Origin of the sequence: Mesorhizobium kowhaii (assembly GCF_003253745.1) — a bacterium.
Lineage (GTDB): Bacteria > Pseudomonadota > Alphaproteobacteria > Rhizobiales > Rhizobiaceae > Mesorhizobium > Mesorhizobium kowhaii.
On the sequence record NZ_MZXV01000085.1, the window covers coordinates 21,760 to 38,784 of the forward strand.

Here is a 17,025-nt window from a genome sequence, read left to right on the forward strand (position 1 = left end):
AGACCGTTGACCGACACAGCCCTCACCTATCGCAGCCTGCCCAGCGAAGCCGGCATTCCGGCGTCGGATTCCATTGGAGCCCCGGTCAATATCGGCGTGCTGATCATTGTCGCGTTTTTTGGCATCTTTGGCGGCTGGGCGGCCCTTGCGCCGCTGAACGGGGCGGTGCTGGCCGACGCGATCGTCAAGGTCGAAGGGAACCGAAAGAGCGTTCAACACTTCGATGGCGGAACGGTAAAGGAAGTACGGGTCAAGGACGGCGACATTGTCAAATCAGGTGAAATACTGGTGGTGCTGGACGACAGCAGGATTCGCTCCGAGTTCAATCTCTACGCTCAACAATATGCGCTCTTGCGGGCCACCGACGCCAGGATTCGGGCTGAACTGGACGGCACCATGGCAGTTGCCTTCCCGAAGGATATTCTCAAGGAGCATGAGGCCTACCTCAAAGATGCAATGGCAAACCAGGTCGCCGACCTGGAAAGCCAGCGCGCATCAATGGCCGGCGCCACGCAGATCCTGCAGCGGCGGATTGCTGAGCTCGATGAACAGATCCAGGGAAAAGAGGCCCGCGTCGAATCGTTTCGGGCCCAGCTGCAATCGACCGTCGACGAGGGGGCCGGCTTGTCGAAACTCCTCAAGGCCGGGTTGACGACACGAACCCGCGTACTGGAACTGGACAGATCGGCCTCGGATTTGCGTGGCATGATCGACGAGAGCCTGGGCGCGATCGCAGGAAGCCGCCAGACGAAAGCCGAGCTGGAAAGCCAGATCGCGCAATTGACCAACGAGCGCAGGGCCAAGCTCTCGACCATGCTGATCGAGACGCAATCCAATCTGGCGGACCTGGTGCCAAAGATGTTTGCGGCCCAGGCCGCAGTGGACCGTGCCGAGGTTCGTTCGCCCTATGACGGTCAAGTGATGGATCTCAGCGTTTTCTCGACCGGGGCGGTCGTCACGCCGGGCCAGACAATTCTCGATATCGTGCCGGCGCAGAATTCCCTGATTGTTCAGGCGCAGATTCACGTCGAGGATATCTCTAACCTGCGACCCGACATGGCAGCCGAGGTTCGCTTCACGTCATACAAGCAGCGGTCGATACCCATAATTCACGGACGCATCACCCGCATTTCGGCGGATCGCATTACCGACAGCAAAACCGGGTTCCCCTACTACGTTGCCGACATAGTGGTCGATCCGGCGGAGTTGGCGGCGGTCCCACAGATCACACTTTATCCGGGCATGCCAGCGTCGGTCATGATCGTCACTGAGGAGCGCACCGCACTGGACTATGTTCTTGGCCCACTGCTTGTGTCGTTTCACTCCGCCTTCCGCCAGAAATAGTGGGCTTGGAGCCAAACACATTCGCGATTCGAATTTCGCGGCGTCGCGGTCCAGCGTCCTGGCTGCCAATGGCATTTGCATAGAATGGCGTTCCGCGAAGACCCTAAAAGTGAATCCTGATTCCACACGATGCGCTGCCGTGGGACAGGTTTCTATTATAGGTGCCGACTTTGCGGCTTGTCGGACTTTTTCAACATCGGGTAATGGGCAGCGGCTCTTGTCGGAGACCGTTAGGATTGGCTCCGTCATTTGAAGAGGACCGACCGTGGAATATTTTGCAGACTTGTACATCTCGATGGAAGAGACGCATGTGTGCGTTCTCGATCGCGAGGGAGCAGTCATCCACGACGCGAAGACGACGTCGACGGCTGAGGCGATCGTTGCATCGCTGGCGAAGGCACCGACTTGTCAACGGGTCGTGTTCGGGACCGGCCGCATGGCGGCTTGTCGAGGCGATTATCCCGAAAGCTGACGGACCGCTTCCGGCCCATTTCAGTCATCCCGATCGCGGGCCAGTGGGGCCGTTTCTGAGAGCAATATGTCGTTTCAGCGAGCGGCGATTGCCGATATCTCCGGCGCTCAGCAGGTTCGTCAAAGGGTGCAGTGACGCGAAATCGACGCTGCGTTGTGGGGCAGGGAAGGGCGCATGTCTTGCGCCGACAACGCCCTCGCAGGTCGCTGGCTATATTTGCGATCTATCACCCGTCGCACGACGGTTGGGCAAACTCGCAAATCTATGATTTCAGGGGAAATTGGATCGAAGCGTGACCAACCGTGATCCACAATGGTCGTAGGGTGTCGAGCGGGATCGTTGTGCACCAGGATTATCGTGCTGTTCTGCTTCGAGACGAATTCTCCATTCAGATGCCCACCATCAGATGCCCACCATTAGTGAATCTCGGTATCGGTGGCTGCGCCTCCATGATTTGAATCTGCAGAAGTCGAGGCCGAGGGGCGGGTAGCCGGCCGACGCCCTTAGTTCCGAGCGTCAAAACACGGGCAAGAGTGATTGGGAACACCGATGACCAACCTTATTTGGGCATCCTGGGGCCCCGCTTCGCAGCGGACTTAGGCCCTTTGGTCCTTGGGGCAGGTGTGTCCGGAGTCTGAAGGTCCGCGAAATTCGCCGTACTTATTCACAAAAATATCGCAAAAAAAGTACGGCGCAAATTCGCTAAGCGTTTGAAAATGTTGGTGATCCCGACAGGAATCGAACCTGTGACCTACAGATTAGGAATCAGAGGATGGGGATGCTCATTTGGAGCTCTTACCCGGTTCGCCACCGAATACGAGAACATACGAAGGATATGGCTTGGCGAACCACCCTCTAACTGATTGATTTTGTTGAAAAGATGACGTCCCTCCGGGCCCACCATCAACTACAGCTTATTTCCCAAAAGCCAATCATCCTGGTTGCTGCAGGCGCTTTTGACTCGAACCCGAAGTCCGTCTTTCACGAGGATGACGTCAGCTTTGCGCCGCGAATCGGTCATTGCCCAGCCGATATCGTGATTTCGCCCTTTTTGCGCCGCCATCGCCCGCGCAACGTCCGAGATCGGGCGCAAAGCCGTCATGTGCGCTTTCACCTGAGAAAGTCCGCTTTGGGCGCGAAGCCGACATTGTTTTGATGGCGCGGCCTCAGATGAGCACCATCGGCAAAATAGCGAGTGGCCAATGCGGTCTCGGTACGGTAGGCGCCGGAAACAAGCCGACCTGGGCTGGCGAGTGAAATGGCCGCAATGGCGTGTCGCAGTTTGATAGTTATGCGTCTGCCAGCTGCATCGAGCGGCCTAGATGCTTTTCCATTTTTTCTGTGGGGATATCTGTGGGGGCGCCAAAGTCGGGATGCGCTAACACATTGTTTTTTCTGGTCGGAGTGGCAGGATTTGAACCTGCGACCCCCTCGTCCCGAACGAGGTGCGCTACCAGGCTGCGCTACACTCCGTGACCAGACCGCGGGCTTATAGCCGCCGCACTTCGTTCCTGCAAGCGGCAATGGCAGGACTTCTGTCGCATTTCATCAGGTTTCGTCGCGCGCGTTGCGGGCGTGCGGATTTTCCTTCGGGATAAACATGACTTAAAGGCTTGTGTGGTAGCCACCGCTTCGACAAACCGTGTTCCAGCCGCTTGGAGTTTTCCAGTCTTGACCCCCAGGATCGTTGACGAGGCCCGACCCAACAGCTTCGAATTCGAAACCTCGGCGCTGATCAAACCGTCCGGCTTTCGCGAATATGATGCGCGCTGGTGGTTTGGCCATCCGGCCTCGGAGGTGCCGCCCGAGCTTAATCTGATCGGCGTCCAGGCGCTCGGCATGGGGCTCGGCACGCTGATCCGCCGTCTCGGCGCCGGACCCGATATCGTTACCGGGCACGACTTCCGTTCCTATTCGCTGTCGATCAAACTGGCGCTGGTCACCGGCCTGATGGCCGCCGGTGCAAAGGTGAGGGATATCGGCCTGGCGCTGTCGCCGATGGCTTATTTCGCCCAGTTCGCGCTGGACACGCCGTCCGTCGCCATGGTCACCGCCTCGCACAACGAGAATGGCTGGACCGGCGTCAAGATGGGCGCGTCGCGGCCGCTGACCTTCGGCCCTGAGGAGATGAGCGCCTTGAAGGCGATCGTGCTGGCTGGCGACTTCGACCTCGCCGGCGGCGGTTCCTACGACTTCGTCCGCGATTTCCGCGCGCCCTATCTCGACGATCTGACCCACGACAAGCGCATCACGCGAAAGCTGAAAGTGGTCGCCGCTTGCGGCAACGGCACCGCCGGCGCCTTTGCCCCGGAAGCGCTGCAGCGGATCGGCTGCGACGTGATCCCGCTCGATGTCGAGCTCGACCATACCTTCCCGCGCTACAATCCCAATCCCGAGGACATGCGGATGCTGCATGCCATCAGGGACAAGGTGCTGGAGACCGGAGCCGATGTCGGTCTTGGCTTCGACGGCGATGGCGACCGTTGCGGCGTCGTCGATAATGAAGGCAACGAGATTTTTGCCGACAAGGTGGGCGTCATGCTCGCGCGCGATATTTCGCTGCTCCACCCGGGCTCGACCTTCGTCGTCGACGTCAAGTCGACCGGCCTGTTCAACACCGACGCAGTGCTGCGCGCCAACGGCGCTGTTACCGACTACTGGAAGACCGGCCACTCCTACATCAAGCGCCGCGTCGCCGAACTCGGTGCCGTGGCCGGCTTTGAAAAGTCCGGCCATTTCTTCTTCAACCCGCCGATCGGGCGCGGCTATGACGATGGGCTGGTCACCGCCATCGCCATCTGCCAGATGCTGGATCGCAGCCCCGGCAGTTCGATGGCCGATCTCTACCGCGCCCTGCCGCTGACTTTCGGCACGCCGACCATGTCGCCGCACTGTGCGGACGATGTGAAGTATGGCGTGGTCGAGCGGGTGGTTGCCGATTTTCAGGCGATGAAGCGGGACGGCGCCAGCTTCGCCGGCCAGAAGATTATTGACCTGATCACCGTCAACGGCGTGCGCGTCGTCGCCGAGGACGGCACCTGGGGGCTGGTGCGGGCGTCGTCGAACAAGCCGGAGCTTGTCGTGGTCGTCGAAAGCCCGGTGTCGTCGCAGCGTCGCCGGCAGATGTTCGACGCCGTCGACGCCGTGCTGCGCCGCAGCCCTGAAGTCGGCGCCTACAACCAGACTTTCTAGAGCATGATCCCGAAAAACGGTTTCGGAAAAGATCATGCTCGAACAATAAGATTGAGCCTCATCCCGATTCATCGGGATGGAACAGGCCCTAGCTTCAGCGGTCGCCCGCCGAAGCTGTTTGCCGCAGGGCGCTCCAGTCGAACGCTCGCGCCCAGTCGGCAAAACTGTGCCAGCGGACCTCCGGGAAATCCTTGTGCAAGGCGGCGATATCGACGTCGTAGCCGACGCGGTCGAACCATTCGAACATCAGTGCCGCATCCTCGCTTTGCTGGCGAGCCACGGCGATCGGGATTTCCTGGTAGCGGATCGGCCGACCGATGGCCCCGGACAGGATTTTCGCTTGCTCTTCGCCTGACAATTCGTCCCCGGCGAAATCGAAGCGCTTGCCGAACACCTGTTCTCGCCGCTCGGCCAAAGCCGCAACGAAGCCGCCGATGTCTGCCAGGGAAACCAGTTGGAGGACGCGCTTTGGAGGCATCGCGAAGGCATAAGTGCCCTGGCCGAGCGCGCCGATCGACCATGGCGCGACGACATTCTCCATGAACGCGGCGGGCGCGCTGATCGTGTAGGGGATGCCGAGCCCGACGACATGTTTCTCGACGAGATATTTGCTTTCGAAATGCGGGATGCCGGTCTTCTTGTCGGCATCGGCAACGGATGAATAGATCAGGTGTCCGACGCCGGCAGCCTTCGCCGCGTCGGCGGCAATGATCCCCTGGCGGGTTTCCTCTTGCATGCCAGCTTCATAGCTGTTGCCCATCAGGAACATGGTGTCGACGTCTTTTGCGGCCCTCACGACGGAGGCCGCGTCAGCGAGATCGCCGGCCACGATGTCGGCGCCCGCCGACGCCAGTTGCCGTGCGGCCTCACTGTCCGGCTTGCGCGTCAGTGCCTTGACGCGATGTCCCCTGGACAACAGGGCGCGCGCAACCGCGCCGCCTTGCTGGCCGGTAGCGCCGGTCACCAGAATGCTTCGTTTGCTGGTCACGATGTCTGCTCCTTCTTGTTTGGCTGGAGCAGAGTTAGGATCTTTCGCATTGATGCATAATTGGCTATAATTGGGAAATGTCGTCCCAATTTTGGATACAATGATCGACCTCAACGATATCGTCGTGTTTGCCCGCGTCGTCGAAGCCGGCAGCTTCACCGCTGCCGCGCGCCAGCTCGCCATGCCCAAGACGACGGTCAGCCGCCGCATTGCCACGCTCGAACGCGAGGTCGGCGTCCGCCTGCTGCAGCGCACGACACGTAGCCTCAACCTGACGGATGCCGGGCGTCTCTACTTTGAGCAGAGCAGCCAGGGCCTGCGGACCATCGAGGAGGCAAATCTGCGCCTGGCGGAGGCGAGAGCGGAGCCATCGGGCACGATTCGCATTTCGGCCCCGGTCGGCTTTGGCGGCCATTTCCTGATCCGCGCCGTGGTCGACTTTCTCGCACTATATCCGAAAACCAATGTCGAACTCCGCCTCACCGACGACAGGCTCAACCTTGTCGAGGACGGCATAGACCTCGCTTTCCGCACCGGGATCCTTCAGGATTCGACGCTGATCGCCCGCAAGCTCGGCTCCACGCACAGGCTGCTCTGCGCCAGCCCGGACTATCTCGCGCGGCACGGCACGCCGCAAAGCCCGGCGGACCTAACGCACCATCAATGCGTCATCGCAGGCGCTTCGGCCTCAGGCGCTCATTGGGTGTTGGAAGGGCCGCACGGCCAGGAAACGGTCATGGTGGCCGGGCGCTTTGCCGCCAATGAAATGCAGGCGGTCGTTGCGGCCGCGCACGCCGGCTTCGGCATCGCCCAATTGCCCCAGGCGATCGCCGAAGGGCTGATCAAGGAGGGGCGACTGCAGCACGTTCTTGAGGATTACACGACACCGGCCGGCGGCCTGCATGCCCTCTATCCGAGCAGCCGCCACCTTTCGCCCCTGGTCAAGGCATTCATCGAGCTTGCATCCGAGCGCATTTCCAATGGGATAAACACAGCTTAAGGCTTGTGTAGTAGCAACCGGCCACCAATGCCTTCTGAGCGCGAGACCCGAATGACCGAGCGGATCGTTAGTTTTGTCATGAGCGGCGGCATCGGCTCGCGGCTGTGGCCGCTGTCGCGCGAGGACAACCCCAAGCAGTTCCACGATCTGTCCGGCGATGGCTCGATGCTGGCCAAGACCTTGCGTCGGCTGACGGCGAGGCCGGAAGGCGAAACGCCGATCTTCCTGATCGCCTCGGAACGCCATGCCGAACGCGTCCGTGCCGATCTCGCCGGCCTCGATCTCGCCGGCGGCGGGCCGCTGTTCGAGCCGACCGGCCGCAACACCGCCGCCGCCGTCGCGCTGGCGGCGCTGCGCACGCTGTCCGAGTTCGGCGACAGCCTGGTGCTGGTGGTGCCGTCCGACCATGAGATATCAACCCCGCGCCAATTCTGGCAGAGTGTCGAAGCCGGCACCGAGGCAGCACACGCCGGCCGGCTGGTGGTGTTCGGCATCAAGCCGACGCAGCCCGAGACCGGCTATGGCTATATCGAAGTCGCAGCCGAAAGCGGCGGCACCTTCGACGTGTCGCGCTTTGTCGAAAAGCCGGACCTTGCGACTGCGCAGAACTATCTCAAGGCCGGAAATTTCTATTGGAACACCGGCATCTTCCTGTTTCGCGCCGGCGCCATGCGCGACGCCTTCGCGGCGTTCCAGCCTGAAATCTGGCAGGCCACCGAAGCGGCCTACAAGGCGGCGACATCGGATCTGTCCGGCCTCTACATGCCGCTGGAACTCTATGGGGCCATCCCGTCGAACTCGATCGACTACGCCATCATGGAGCGGGCAAAGGACATCGCCATGGTGCCGGCTGGCTTCCGCTGGAACGATCTCGGCTCCTGGCAGTCGCTGCTCGATGTCGGCCCTGCCGACGACCAGGGCAATGTCGTCATCGGCGATGTCGTCGCCATCGACTGCGAGAACTCCTACATCCGCAGCGACGGCCGCCTGCTGTCGGCGATCGGCATGAAGGACGTCGCCATCGTCTCGACATCAGACGCCACCTTCGTCGCCCCGGTCAGCCACAGCCAGCACGTCAAGAAGATCGTCGAGCAGCTCGAGAAATCGGGCCGGCTGGAAACCCGATTCACGCCGGCGCATGACCGCGTCATCGAAAATGGCGCATGGCGGCGGCGCGTACATCACTGGCTGTTTCAGGAGACCTTGCCGCTGTGGTCGACATCGGGCGTCGACGAGCGCCATGGCGGTTTTCACGAAGCGCTCGGCCTTGATGCTTCGCCGCTGATGAAGCCCAAGCGCATGCGCACCATGGCAAGGCAGGTCTATGCTTTCGCCGTCGCCAAAGCGCGCGGCTGGGACGGTCCGGCCGACCGGCTGATCAGCCACGGCATCGACTTCATGGCCAAAAATGGCCGCACCGACCAAGGCGGCTGGGTGCGCACGCTGAATGTCGACGGCTCCGTTGCCGACGCCACCGAGGATGCCTATGATCATTCCTGCGTGCTGCTGGCGCTGGCGCACGCGCATATGTCGGGCAATCCCGACGCCTTGCGGCTCGGCGAAGAGACTTTCGACTTTCTCGACGCGTATCTCGAGGACAGCCGTATGACCGGCTTTCTCGAGACATCGGGCGGCGAGGGCGAGCGGCGCTCCAACCCGCATATGCATCTGCTTGAGGCCTTTCTCGCCTGGTATAAGGCCACCGGCGACCGCGCCTATCTGCGTCGTGCCGCACGCATCATCGACCTCTTCCGCAGCCATTTCTTCGACCCGGAAAGCTGGACGCTGGGCGAATATTTCGATGCCGAATGGAAACCGTCCGCCGGCGAGAAAGGCTCCTGGACCGAACCCGGCCATCACTTCGAATGGGCCTCGCTGCTGATCGATTTCGCCGGGCGCAGCGGCCAGGCCGAACTGAGCGGCTTTGCCAGGAAACTTTATGCCTCGGCCATCGCCAATGGCCTCAACCGCGCCACCGGCCTTTCTTATGGCGCCGTCTCCAGGCATGGCCTGCCGCTCGACCTTGTCTCACGCAGCTGGCCGCAGGCCGAAGCGGTCAAGGCCGCGATTGCGCTCGATGGTTCGGGCGGGCCGGATCTCAAGCCGGAGATCGAGGCACGCGTTGGCCGGCTGTTCCGCTGGCACATCGACCCGGCGCCGCTCGGCCTGTGGATCGACCGCATCGACGAACGCGGCCGCTCGCTGGCTACCGATGTGCCGGCCAGCATCTTCTATCATCTGGTCTGCGCGCTGACGCAGTATCTGGACAGCACGGCGAAGAAGGCAAGCTGACGGGCTGCAGCTGCCAATCTCCCCCGCAAGGGGGGAGATTGGCCGTCAAGTCGGCTTTCGCCAATCGCCAATTCAATACGGGCTGGCCACATCCCCGGTCTCGACATAAATCGACTTCAGCTGCGAATAGAGCGCCAGCGCCGCCAGCGAATTCTCGCGGCCGATGCCTGACTGCTTGAAGCCACCGAAGGGGATTTCCACCGGCGTCAGATTGTAGGCGTTGATCCAGCAGGTGCCGGCCTGCAGCTCGGCGATGACGCGGTGGGCGCGCGGCAGGTCGCGCGTGAAGACGCCCGCGGCGAGGCCGAATTCGGTGTCGTTGGCGCGGTCGATCACTTCGTCCTCGCCGTCGAATTTCAGCACGCTCATCACGGGCCCGAAAATCTCTTCGCGGGCGATGCGCATCGTGTCGGTGACGCCCGTGAACACCGTCGGCTCGACGAAGAAGCCGCCGTCAAAGCCCTGCAGCGAAGGCACATTACCGCCGCAGGCGAGAACAGCTCCATCCTGCTTGCCGATCTCGATATAGCCGACCACCTTCTCATGCTGAGCCTCGGAGACCAGCGGCCCCATCTGGGTCTCGGGGTCGAGCGGATCGCCGATGCGGATTTTTTTCGTCCGCTCGACAAGGCGTTCGACGAAGCGGTCGTGGATGCCGCTCTGCACGAAGACCCGCGTGCCGTTGGAGCAGATCTGGCCGGTCGAATAGAAATTGCCGAGCATGGCGCCGCCAATGGCATTCTCGATGTCGGCATCGTCGAAGACGATCAGCGGCGACTTGCCGCCGAGCTCCATCGTCGCGTGCTTCATCTTCGAACCGGCCAGCGACAGCACCTTGCGCCCGGTCGGCACCGAGCCGGTGACCGAAACCTTGGCGACGACATCGTGGCCGACAAGCCCGGCGCCGACATCGCCATAGCCCTGCACGACGTTGAACAGCCCATCGGGCAGGCCGGCCTCGCTGTAGATCTCGGCCAGCGCCAGCGCTGAAAGCGGCGTGTTTTCCGACGGTTTGAACACCATGGCGTTGCCCATGGCGAGGGCCGGCGCTGATTTCCAGCCGGCGATCTGGATCGGATAGTTCCAGGCGCCGATGCCGACACAGACGCCGAGCGCTTCGCGCCGCGTGTAGGCAAAGGGCCCGCCAAGATCTATCGCCTCGCCATTGTAGGCAGCGACCGCGCCGCCGAAATATTCAAGGCAGTCCGCGGCCGACGGCGCGTCTGCCACCAGCGTTTCCTGGATCGCCTTGCCGGTGTCGAGCGTCTCGATGCGGGCGAGATCGGCGTTGCGGGCGCGCAAGATGTCGGCGGCACGGCGCAGGATGCGTCCACGCTCGACCGGCTTCAGCCGCGCCCAGGCGGGCTGCGCGGCACGCGCGGCCTCGACGGCGAGCTCCAGCACGTTCGGCGTCGCCGAACGCAGCATGGCGATGGTCTCGCCGGTTGCCGGATAGATGACCGGCAGCGGCGCGCCTTGCTCATCGTCGATATAGCGTCCGTTGACATAGTGCGATGCCGTGGGCTGGGCGCGCATGGGGGTCTCCAAATCGTCTTCGCTTGGGCGGAACGTTCGCCGGATCATGCTCTATCTGTCGGACGCCTGCCAGCGCGGATTGATCCATGGTTCCTGGTTGGACGGCGCCAATGGCGTGCGGCCGAGAATGTGGTCGGATGCCTTCTCGCCGGTCATGATCGACGGTGCGTTGAGGTTGCCGTTGGTGACGCGCGGGAAGATCGAGGAATCGGCGACGCGCAATCCCTCGACGCCGATGACCCGGCATTCCGGATCGACGACGCTCATCATGTCGTCCGGGCGGCCCATCTTGCAGGTGCCGCAAGGATGGTAAGCGCTCTCGGCGTGATCCCTGATGAAAACATCGAGATCGTCGTCCGACTGCACGTGCGAACCCGGCGAGATTTCCTTGCCGCGATAGCCATCGAATGCCTTCTGGCCGAAGATCTCGCGGGTCAGCCGGATGCAGTGGCGGAACTCCGTCCAGTCGTCAGGATGCGACATGTAGTTGAAGCGGATCACCGGCTTCGATTTCGGGTCCGGCGAGCGCAGCGTCACCGAGCCGCGCGATTTCGAACGCATCGGCCCGACATGCGCCTGGAAGCCGTGCGATTTCGCCGCCGCTTTGCCGTCATAGCGGACCGCCGCCGGGATGAAGTGGTACTGGATATCAGGATAGTCGACACCGGCACGCGAGCGCACGAAGGCGGCTGCCTCGAAATGGTTGGTGGCGCCAAGCCCGGTCTTGAAGAACAGCCACTGCGCCCCGATCAGCGCCTTCGAGAACGGATTGAGCACCGAGTTCAGCGTAATCGGCTGTGTCGATTCCTGCTGGATGTAGAGTTCCATATGGTCTTGCAAATTGCGGCCGACGCCGGGCCGGTCGGCCACCACTTCTATGCCGTTTTCCCTGAGATGCTCGGCCGGACCGATGCCCGACAGCATTAGGATCTTAGGCGAATTGATCGATGAGGCGGCGACGATCACCTCACGTCGCGCCTTAACGACCTGAATCTGTCTGTGAGCTTCGATCTCGACGCCGATAGCGCGTTGATTCTCGATGATCACCCGGCGGGCGAAACCCTTGAGCAGGCTAACATTCTTGCGGTTCAACGCCGGCTTCAGATAGGCGCTTGCAGCCGACCAGCGGCGGCCGCCGCGAATGGTCTGCTCCATCGGCCCAAAACCTTCCTGCTTGGAACCATTGTAGTCGTCGGTCAGTTCGAACCCCGCCTGGCGGCCCGCCTCGACGAAGGCGCCGTAGAGCGGATTGCGCCGCGAGCCGCGCTGTACATGCAATGGCCCCCCGTGGCCGCGCCAGCCATCCTCGCCGCCGTCATTGTCCTCCATGCGCTTGAAATAGGGGAGCACGTCGGCAAAGCCCCAGCCGGCCGCACCCTCTTCGGCCCAATGATCAAAGTCGCGGGCATGGCCGCGCACATAGACCATGCCATTTATCGAGGACGAGCCGCCGATCACCTTGCCGCGCGGCGTCGCCAGCACGCGGCCGCCGAGATGCGGCTCCGGCTCGCTGGCAAAGCCCCAGTCGTAGAGGTTCATGTTGAGCGGGATCGACAGCGCCGACGGCATCTGGATCAATGGTCCGATATCGGTGCCACCGAATTCGATGACGATCACCGAATGCTTGCCGTCCTCGGACAGTCGATAGGCCATGGCCGAGCCGGCCGAGCCGGAGCCGATGATGACGAAATCCGCTTCAAGCATGGTTCATATGCGCCCATCGTTCATATGCGTAATGAAATCGGCGAGCGAAACGTTGCCGCCAGTTGCCATCACGAGCACGGTCTTGCCCTTTACATCCACTTTGCCGCCGAGCAGCGCCGCCAGCGAGGCGGCTCCCGACGGTTCGAGCACCAGCTTCATGCGCTCGAAGGCGATCCGCATGGCTTGCCGCACCGATTGATCGTCGACGGTGATGCCGCGAACGCCGGCGGTCTTGACCGCCGCGAACGGCGCGTCGCCCGGCCGTCGCGACATCAACCCGTCACAGATCGACTTCGGGCAGATCGGCATCGTCTCGATGCTGCCATGCGCCAGCGACGAGCCCATGCCATTGAAACCTTCCGGCTCGACGCCGATGATCTCGGTGGCCGGCGACAGATAGTGGAAGGCGAGCGAAACGCCGCCGATCAGTCCACCGCCGCCGACCGAGCAGAACAAAAGGTCAGCGCTGGCGTCCTTGGCGGCAAGCTGGTCGAGCGCTTCGAGGCCGGCGCCCGCCTGGCCGGCGACGATCTCCGGATCGTCGAACGGATGCAGCAAAGCCAGCCCCTCGGTCTCGGCGATCTCGCGCGCCTTGGCGGCGGCGACTTCCTCACGCGCACGCTCGCCGTGGTCGGTCAGCACGACGCGGGCGCCATAGCCTGCCGTGGCGTCGCGCTTGGCGGCGGGTGCGTCGATCGGCATCACGATGGTGACCGGAATGCCAAGCGCCTGGCCGGCCGCTGCCAGCCCTTGCGCGAAATTGCCTGAGGAATAGGCGACGACGCCCTTCTTCGCCTCGTCGGCTGAAAGCTGCTTCAGCCGCCAATAGGCGCCGCGTATCTTGAACGATCCAGCCCATTGCAGAGATTCCGGCTTGATGAAGACGCGGGCCGCACCGGTCTCCCTGGCCAGGGCTGCCGATTCCAGCAGCGGCGTGATCTGTGTCGCCCGCGAGGTGACGGCATAGGCCTGCTTGAGATGGTCGAGGGAGGGGACGAGAAGGTCTGCCATCATTCGCCTCGTGGATACCGTTTGCTCTCCTCGAGATTGTCGAGGTTCATGTGATTGCGCATGTAGCGTTCCGACGCCTTTTGCAGCGGCTGGAAATCCCAGGGGTAGTAGGCGCCGTTGCGCAGCGCGGGATAGACGACCCAGCGGCGCGCCTGGCTTTCGCGCACGGCGGCGTCGAAGCCAGCCATGTCCCAGCGCGCCCGGACCTTGTTCATGAATGCCGCCACCAAGCCCGCATTGGCCGGATCCTCAGCCAAATTGTCTCGCTCGAGCGGGTCGGTTTCGAGATCGAACAGTTGCGGCGGGTCGAGCTCGCAATGGACGAACTTGTATCTGCCGTCACGGATCGCCACCAGGGGCGCGGAGGAACCCTCGGCGGCATACTCCATCAACACAGGCGCGGTGCGCTGCCCGCCATTGGTGAGGGGTAGCAGCGACTGGCCGTCGGTCCACGGCGCGATCGCACCGATGTCGATGCCGGCGAGGTCGCAAAGCGTCGGTGCCACGTCGAGATTGGAGACCGGCGCCTCGATCAGCCCGGCGCGAACGCCTTTGCCGGCGATCATTAGCGGCACCCGCGCCGAGCCCTCGAAGAAGCTCATCTTGAACCACAGGCCGCGCTCGCCGAGCATGTCGCCATGGTCCGAGCAGAACAGGATGATGGTGTCGTCGAGCATGCGCGTTCGCCGCAGAACGTCCAGAAGCTCGCCGAGCTTGTCATCGACATAGGAGATGTTGGCGAAATAGCCGCGCCGGGAACGACGCACCTGCTCAGCAGTGATCTCGAAAGACGGATAATCGCTGGCGTGGTACAGCCGCTGCGAATGCGTGTCCTGCTCGTCATGTGCGATGAACCCGGTTTCCGGGTCCAGCGCCTGGCAGTGTTCGTAGAGATCCCAGTACTGCTTGCGCGCGACATAGGGATCGTGCGGGTGCGACAGCGAAACGGTGAGGCACCAGGGCCGATGGTTCGCATCGTCCTGATCGCGCGAAAGCTCATAGAGTTTCTGCGTGGCCAGGAACACGACCTCGTCGTCATACTCCATCTGGTTGGTGGTCTCTGCAACGCCGGCGCCGGTCACCGAGCCCAGATTGTGATACCACCATTCGATGCGCTCGCCGGGATTGCGGTAATCCGGCGTCCAGCCGAAATCGGCCGGATAGATGTCGGTGGTCAGCCGCTCCTCGAAACCGTGCAACTGGTCCGGTCCGACGAAATGCATCTTGCCCGACAGGCAGGTGTAGTAGCCGGCGGCGCGCAGATGATGGGCGAAGGTCGGGATCGACGACACGAATTCGGCGGCATTGTCATAGACCCCGGTGCGCGACGGTAGCTGCCCACTCATGAACGAGGCCCGGCCCGGCGCGCAAAGCGGCGATGCGGTGTAGTTGTTGGCAAAGCGCGCCGAGCGGCCGGCCAGTGCCTTGAGATGCGGCACGTGCAGGAAGTCCGCCGGCCCATCCGGGAACAGCGTACCGTTGAGTTGATCGACCATGACGATCAGGAAATTGGCTCGCTTGGTTGTCACTGTGTCTGTCGCCCACCAAGTTTCGTTTCGAGATAGTCCTCGACCAGCGCGATCGCGGTCGCGGCGTCGGGCACGCCGTCCTTCAGGGCGCGCCTGATATAGAGCCCGTCGATCAGCGCCGCGGTCGCCTCGGCGACGCGATCGGCCTTGGCTCTCGGCAAGATGCCGGTCAGCCCGCTCAACAGGTTGGAGTGCAGGCGCCGCGCATAGACCTTGAGCAGCCGGCGCAGCGCCGCCGATTTCTGCGCCTCGACATAGAAGGCGAGCCAGGCGGCGATGGTTTCCGGCTGGAATTGGAGGTCGGAGAAGTTGACGGCCACGACCGCCGAAACGCGCTCGCGCGGGCTGCTGGCTGCACCAAGGGCGCGCCGCGTGTCGGTGGTCAGTTCGGCCAGAATGTGGCGCATCGTCGCCAGCAGCAATTCGTCCTTGGCGCCGAAATAATGATGGGCAAGGGCCGAGGACACGCCGGCGCGGCCAGCGATCTCGGACATGGTCACGTCGAGCGAGCCGCGTTCGCCGATCGCCGAGATCGTCGCGTCGATGAGCGCCTTGCGGCGCAGGGGTTCCATTCCGACTTTCGGCATCTCGCTATGGTCCTTTGAAGCAGGATTATTTTTTATTGACGGGTCAATCAACAAAAAAATCGACACCGGCTCCGCCTGTACCAAGCGATTGTCCGGTTCCGGCCCTTCCAGGCGCGGGCATGATTGTTTATATTTGAACAATAAAGGCGAAGTGCGCCATGAGCCCACATGATAGGCTGGCGCCAAGGATGGAGACCGCCATGACCGCATGCATCGTTGGCTGGGCGCATTCGCGTTTCGGCAAGCTTGAGGGCGAGACGCTCGAAAATCTTATCGTCAAGGTGGCGACCGACGCACTCGACCATGCCGGTATCGGGCCGGACGAGGTCGACGAGATCGTGCTCGGCCACTTCAACGCCGGCTTTTCGGCGCAGGATTTCACCGCCAGCCTGGTGCTTCAGGCCGACGACCGGCTGCGCTTCAAGCCGGCGACGCGCGTCGAGAACGCTTGCGCCACCGGTTCGGCGGCGGTCAGGCAAGGCATCCGCGCTATCGACGCCAATGCCGCCCGCATCGTGCTGGTGGTCGGTGCCGAGCAGATGACGACGACGCCCGGACCCGAGATCGGCAAGAACCTGCTCAAGGCTTCCTATCTGCCTGAGGACGGCGAGACACCGGCGGGGTTCGCCGGCGTCTTCGGCAAGATCGCGCAGGCCTATTTCCAGCGCTATGGCGACCAGTCGGACGCGCTGGCGATGATCGCCGCCAAGAACCACAAGAACGGCGTCGACAATCCCTATGCGCAGATGCGCAAGGATTTCGGCTATGAGTTCTGCCGCCAGGAAAGCGAAAAGAACCCCTTCGTTGCCGGTCCGCTGAAGCGCACCGACTGCTCGCTGGTCTCCGACGGCGCCGCCGCCCTTATCCTTGCCGACACCGCGACCGCACTGAAGATGCGCCGCGCCGTTGCCTTCCGCGCCAACGAGCATGTGCAGGATTTCCTGCCGATGTCGAAGCGCGACATCCTGACCTTCGAAGGCTGCGAACAGGCCTGGACTCGTGCGCTGAAGAATGCCGGCGTGACGCTCGACGATCTGTCCTTCGTCGAGACGCATGACTGCTTCACCATTGCCGAACTGATCGAGTATGAGGCGATGGGCCTGGCCAAGCCGGGCGAGGGGGCGAAGCTCGCCATGAGCGGCGAGACCGCCAGGGATGGCCGCCTGCCGGTCAATCCATCAGGTGGGTTGAAGGCCAAGGGCCATCCGATCGGCGCCACAGGCGTCTCCATGCATGTTTTGACCGCCATGCAGCTTGTTGGCGAAGCCGGCGGCATCCAGGTGCCGGGCGCAAAACTTGGTGGCATCTTCAACATGGGTGGTGCTGCCGTCGCCAACTACGTTTCAATATTGGACCGGATCAGGTAGAAG

At 62.6% G+C, this 17,025-nt stretch carries 12 protein-coding genes and 1 tRNA gene; 5 read left to right on the top strand and 8 right to left on the bottom strand.

Annotated features, from left to right (window positions below; genetic code table 11):
• The first annotated feature begins 6 nt into the window (after positions 1 to 6).
• A complete protein-coding gene (locus B5V02_RS38160) occupies positions 7 to 1,344 on the top strand; it encodes an HlyD family type I secretion periplasmic adaptor subunit (protein WP_111549073.1) in 1,338 nt (445 codons plus the stop codon).
• Between the two features lie 1,379 nt (positions 1,345 to 2,723).
• On the opposite strand, the gene B5V02_RS38170 is transcribed toward B5V02_RS38160, so the two are convergent.
• Together B5V02_RS38170 and B5V02_RS38175 are read right to left on the bottom strand one after the other, a co-directional pair.
• Entirely contained in the window at positions 2,724 to 2,918 is a 195-nt protein-coding gene (locus B5V02_RS38170; RefSeq protein ID WP_111549075.1) for a hypothetical protein, read from the bottom strand.
• Positions 2,919 to 3,212: 294 nt separating this feature from the next.
• Positions 3,213 to 3,289: transfer RNA gene (locus tag B5V02_RS38175), tRNA-Pro, on the bottom strand.
• Between the two features lie 198 nt (positions 3,290 to 3,487).
• On the opposite strand from B5V02_RS38175, the gene B5V02_RS38180 reads away from it, so the two are divergent.
• On the top strand, positions 3,488 to 5,008 hold the full coding sequence (locus tag B5V02_RS38180; protein WP_111549076.1) for a phosphomannomutase/phosphoglucomutase: 1,521 nt from the start codon (positions 3,488 to 3,490) through the stop codon (positions 5,006 to 5,008).
• Between the two features lie 94 nt (positions 5,009 to 5,102).
• Here B5V02_RS38180 and B5V02_RS38185 read toward each other — a convergent pair whose 3' ends face one another.
• Positions 5,103 to 5,996, bottom strand: a complete 894-nt coding sequence (locus tag B5V02_RS38185; RefSeq protein ID WP_111549077.1) for an NmrA/HSCARG family protein — start codon at positions 5,994 to 5,996, stop codon at positions 5,103 to 5,105.
• 100 nt (positions 5,997 to 6,096) lie between these two features.
• Here B5V02_RS38185 and B5V02_RS38190 point away from each other — a divergent pair, with 100 nt between their 5' ends.
• Positions 6,097 to 6,996: a LysR family transcriptional regulator gene (locus B5V02_RS38190; RefSeq protein WP_111549078.1), complete on the top strand. Its 900-nt coding sequence runs from the start codon at positions 6,097 to 6,099 to the stop codon at positions 6,994 to 6,996.
• Positions 6,997 to 7,047: 51 nt separating this feature from the next.
• Positions 7,048 to 9,288, top strand: coding sequence for a mannose-1-phosphate guanylyltransferase/mannose-6-phosphate isomerase (locus tag B5V02_RS38195; RefSeq protein WP_111549079.1), 2,241 nt, complete (start codon positions 7,048 to 7,050; stop codon positions 9,286 to 9,288).
• Between the two features lie 72 nt (positions 9,289 to 9,360).
• On the opposite strand, the gene betB is transcribed toward B5V02_RS38195, so the two are convergent.
• Genes betB through betI form a run of 5 tightly spaced genes read right to left on the bottom strand, consistent with a single transcriptional unit; the run spans position 9,361 to position 15,655 of the window.
• Positions 9,361 to 10,824, bottom strand: a complete 1,464-nt coding sequence (betB, locus tag B5V02_RS38200) for a betaine-aldehyde dehydrogenase (protein ID WP_111549080.1) — start codon at positions 10,822 to 10,824, stop codon at positions 9,361 to 9,363.
• Between the two features lie 51 nt (positions 10,825 to 10,875).
• Entirely contained in the window at positions 10,876 to 12,528 is a 1,653-nt protein-coding gene (gene betA, locus B5V02_RS38205) for a choline dehydrogenase (RefSeq protein WP_111549081.1), read from the bottom strand.
• Positions 12,529 to 12,531: 3 nt separating this feature from the next.
• Entirely contained in the window at positions 12,532 to 13,542 is a 1,011-nt protein-coding gene (locus tag B5V02_RS38210; protein WP_167458827.1) for a threonine/serine dehydratase family protein, read from the bottom strand.
• Positions 13,539 to 15,068 (bottom strand): choline-sulfatase, encoded by a 1,530-nt coding sequence (gene betC / locus B5V02_RS38215; protein ID WP_111549082.1) that lies wholly within the window; start codon positions 15,066 to 15,068, stop codon positions 13,539 to 13,541. The genes B5V02_RS38210 and betC overlap by 4 nt, the downstream gene beginning before the upstream one ends.
• Positions 15,065 to 15,655 carry a choline-binding transcriptional repressor BetI gene (gene betI, locus B5V02_RS38220; RefSeq protein WP_111549083.1) on the bottom strand — a complete coding sequence of 197 codons (591 nt, stop codon included), beginning with the start codon at positions 15,653 to 15,655 and terminating at the stop codon, positions 15,065 to 15,067. Before betI ends, betC begins: the two co-directional genes overlap by 4 nt.
• Before the next feature lie 200 nt (positions 15,656 to 15,855).
• Between betI and B5V02_RS38225 the strand changes: the two genes are divergently transcribed.
• Entirely contained in the window at positions 15,856 to 17,022 is a 1,167-nt protein-coding gene (locus B5V02_RS38225; RefSeq protein WP_111549377.1) for an acetyl-CoA acetyltransferase, read from the top strand.
• The last annotated feature ends 3 nt before the right edge of the window (positions 17,023 to 17,025 follow it).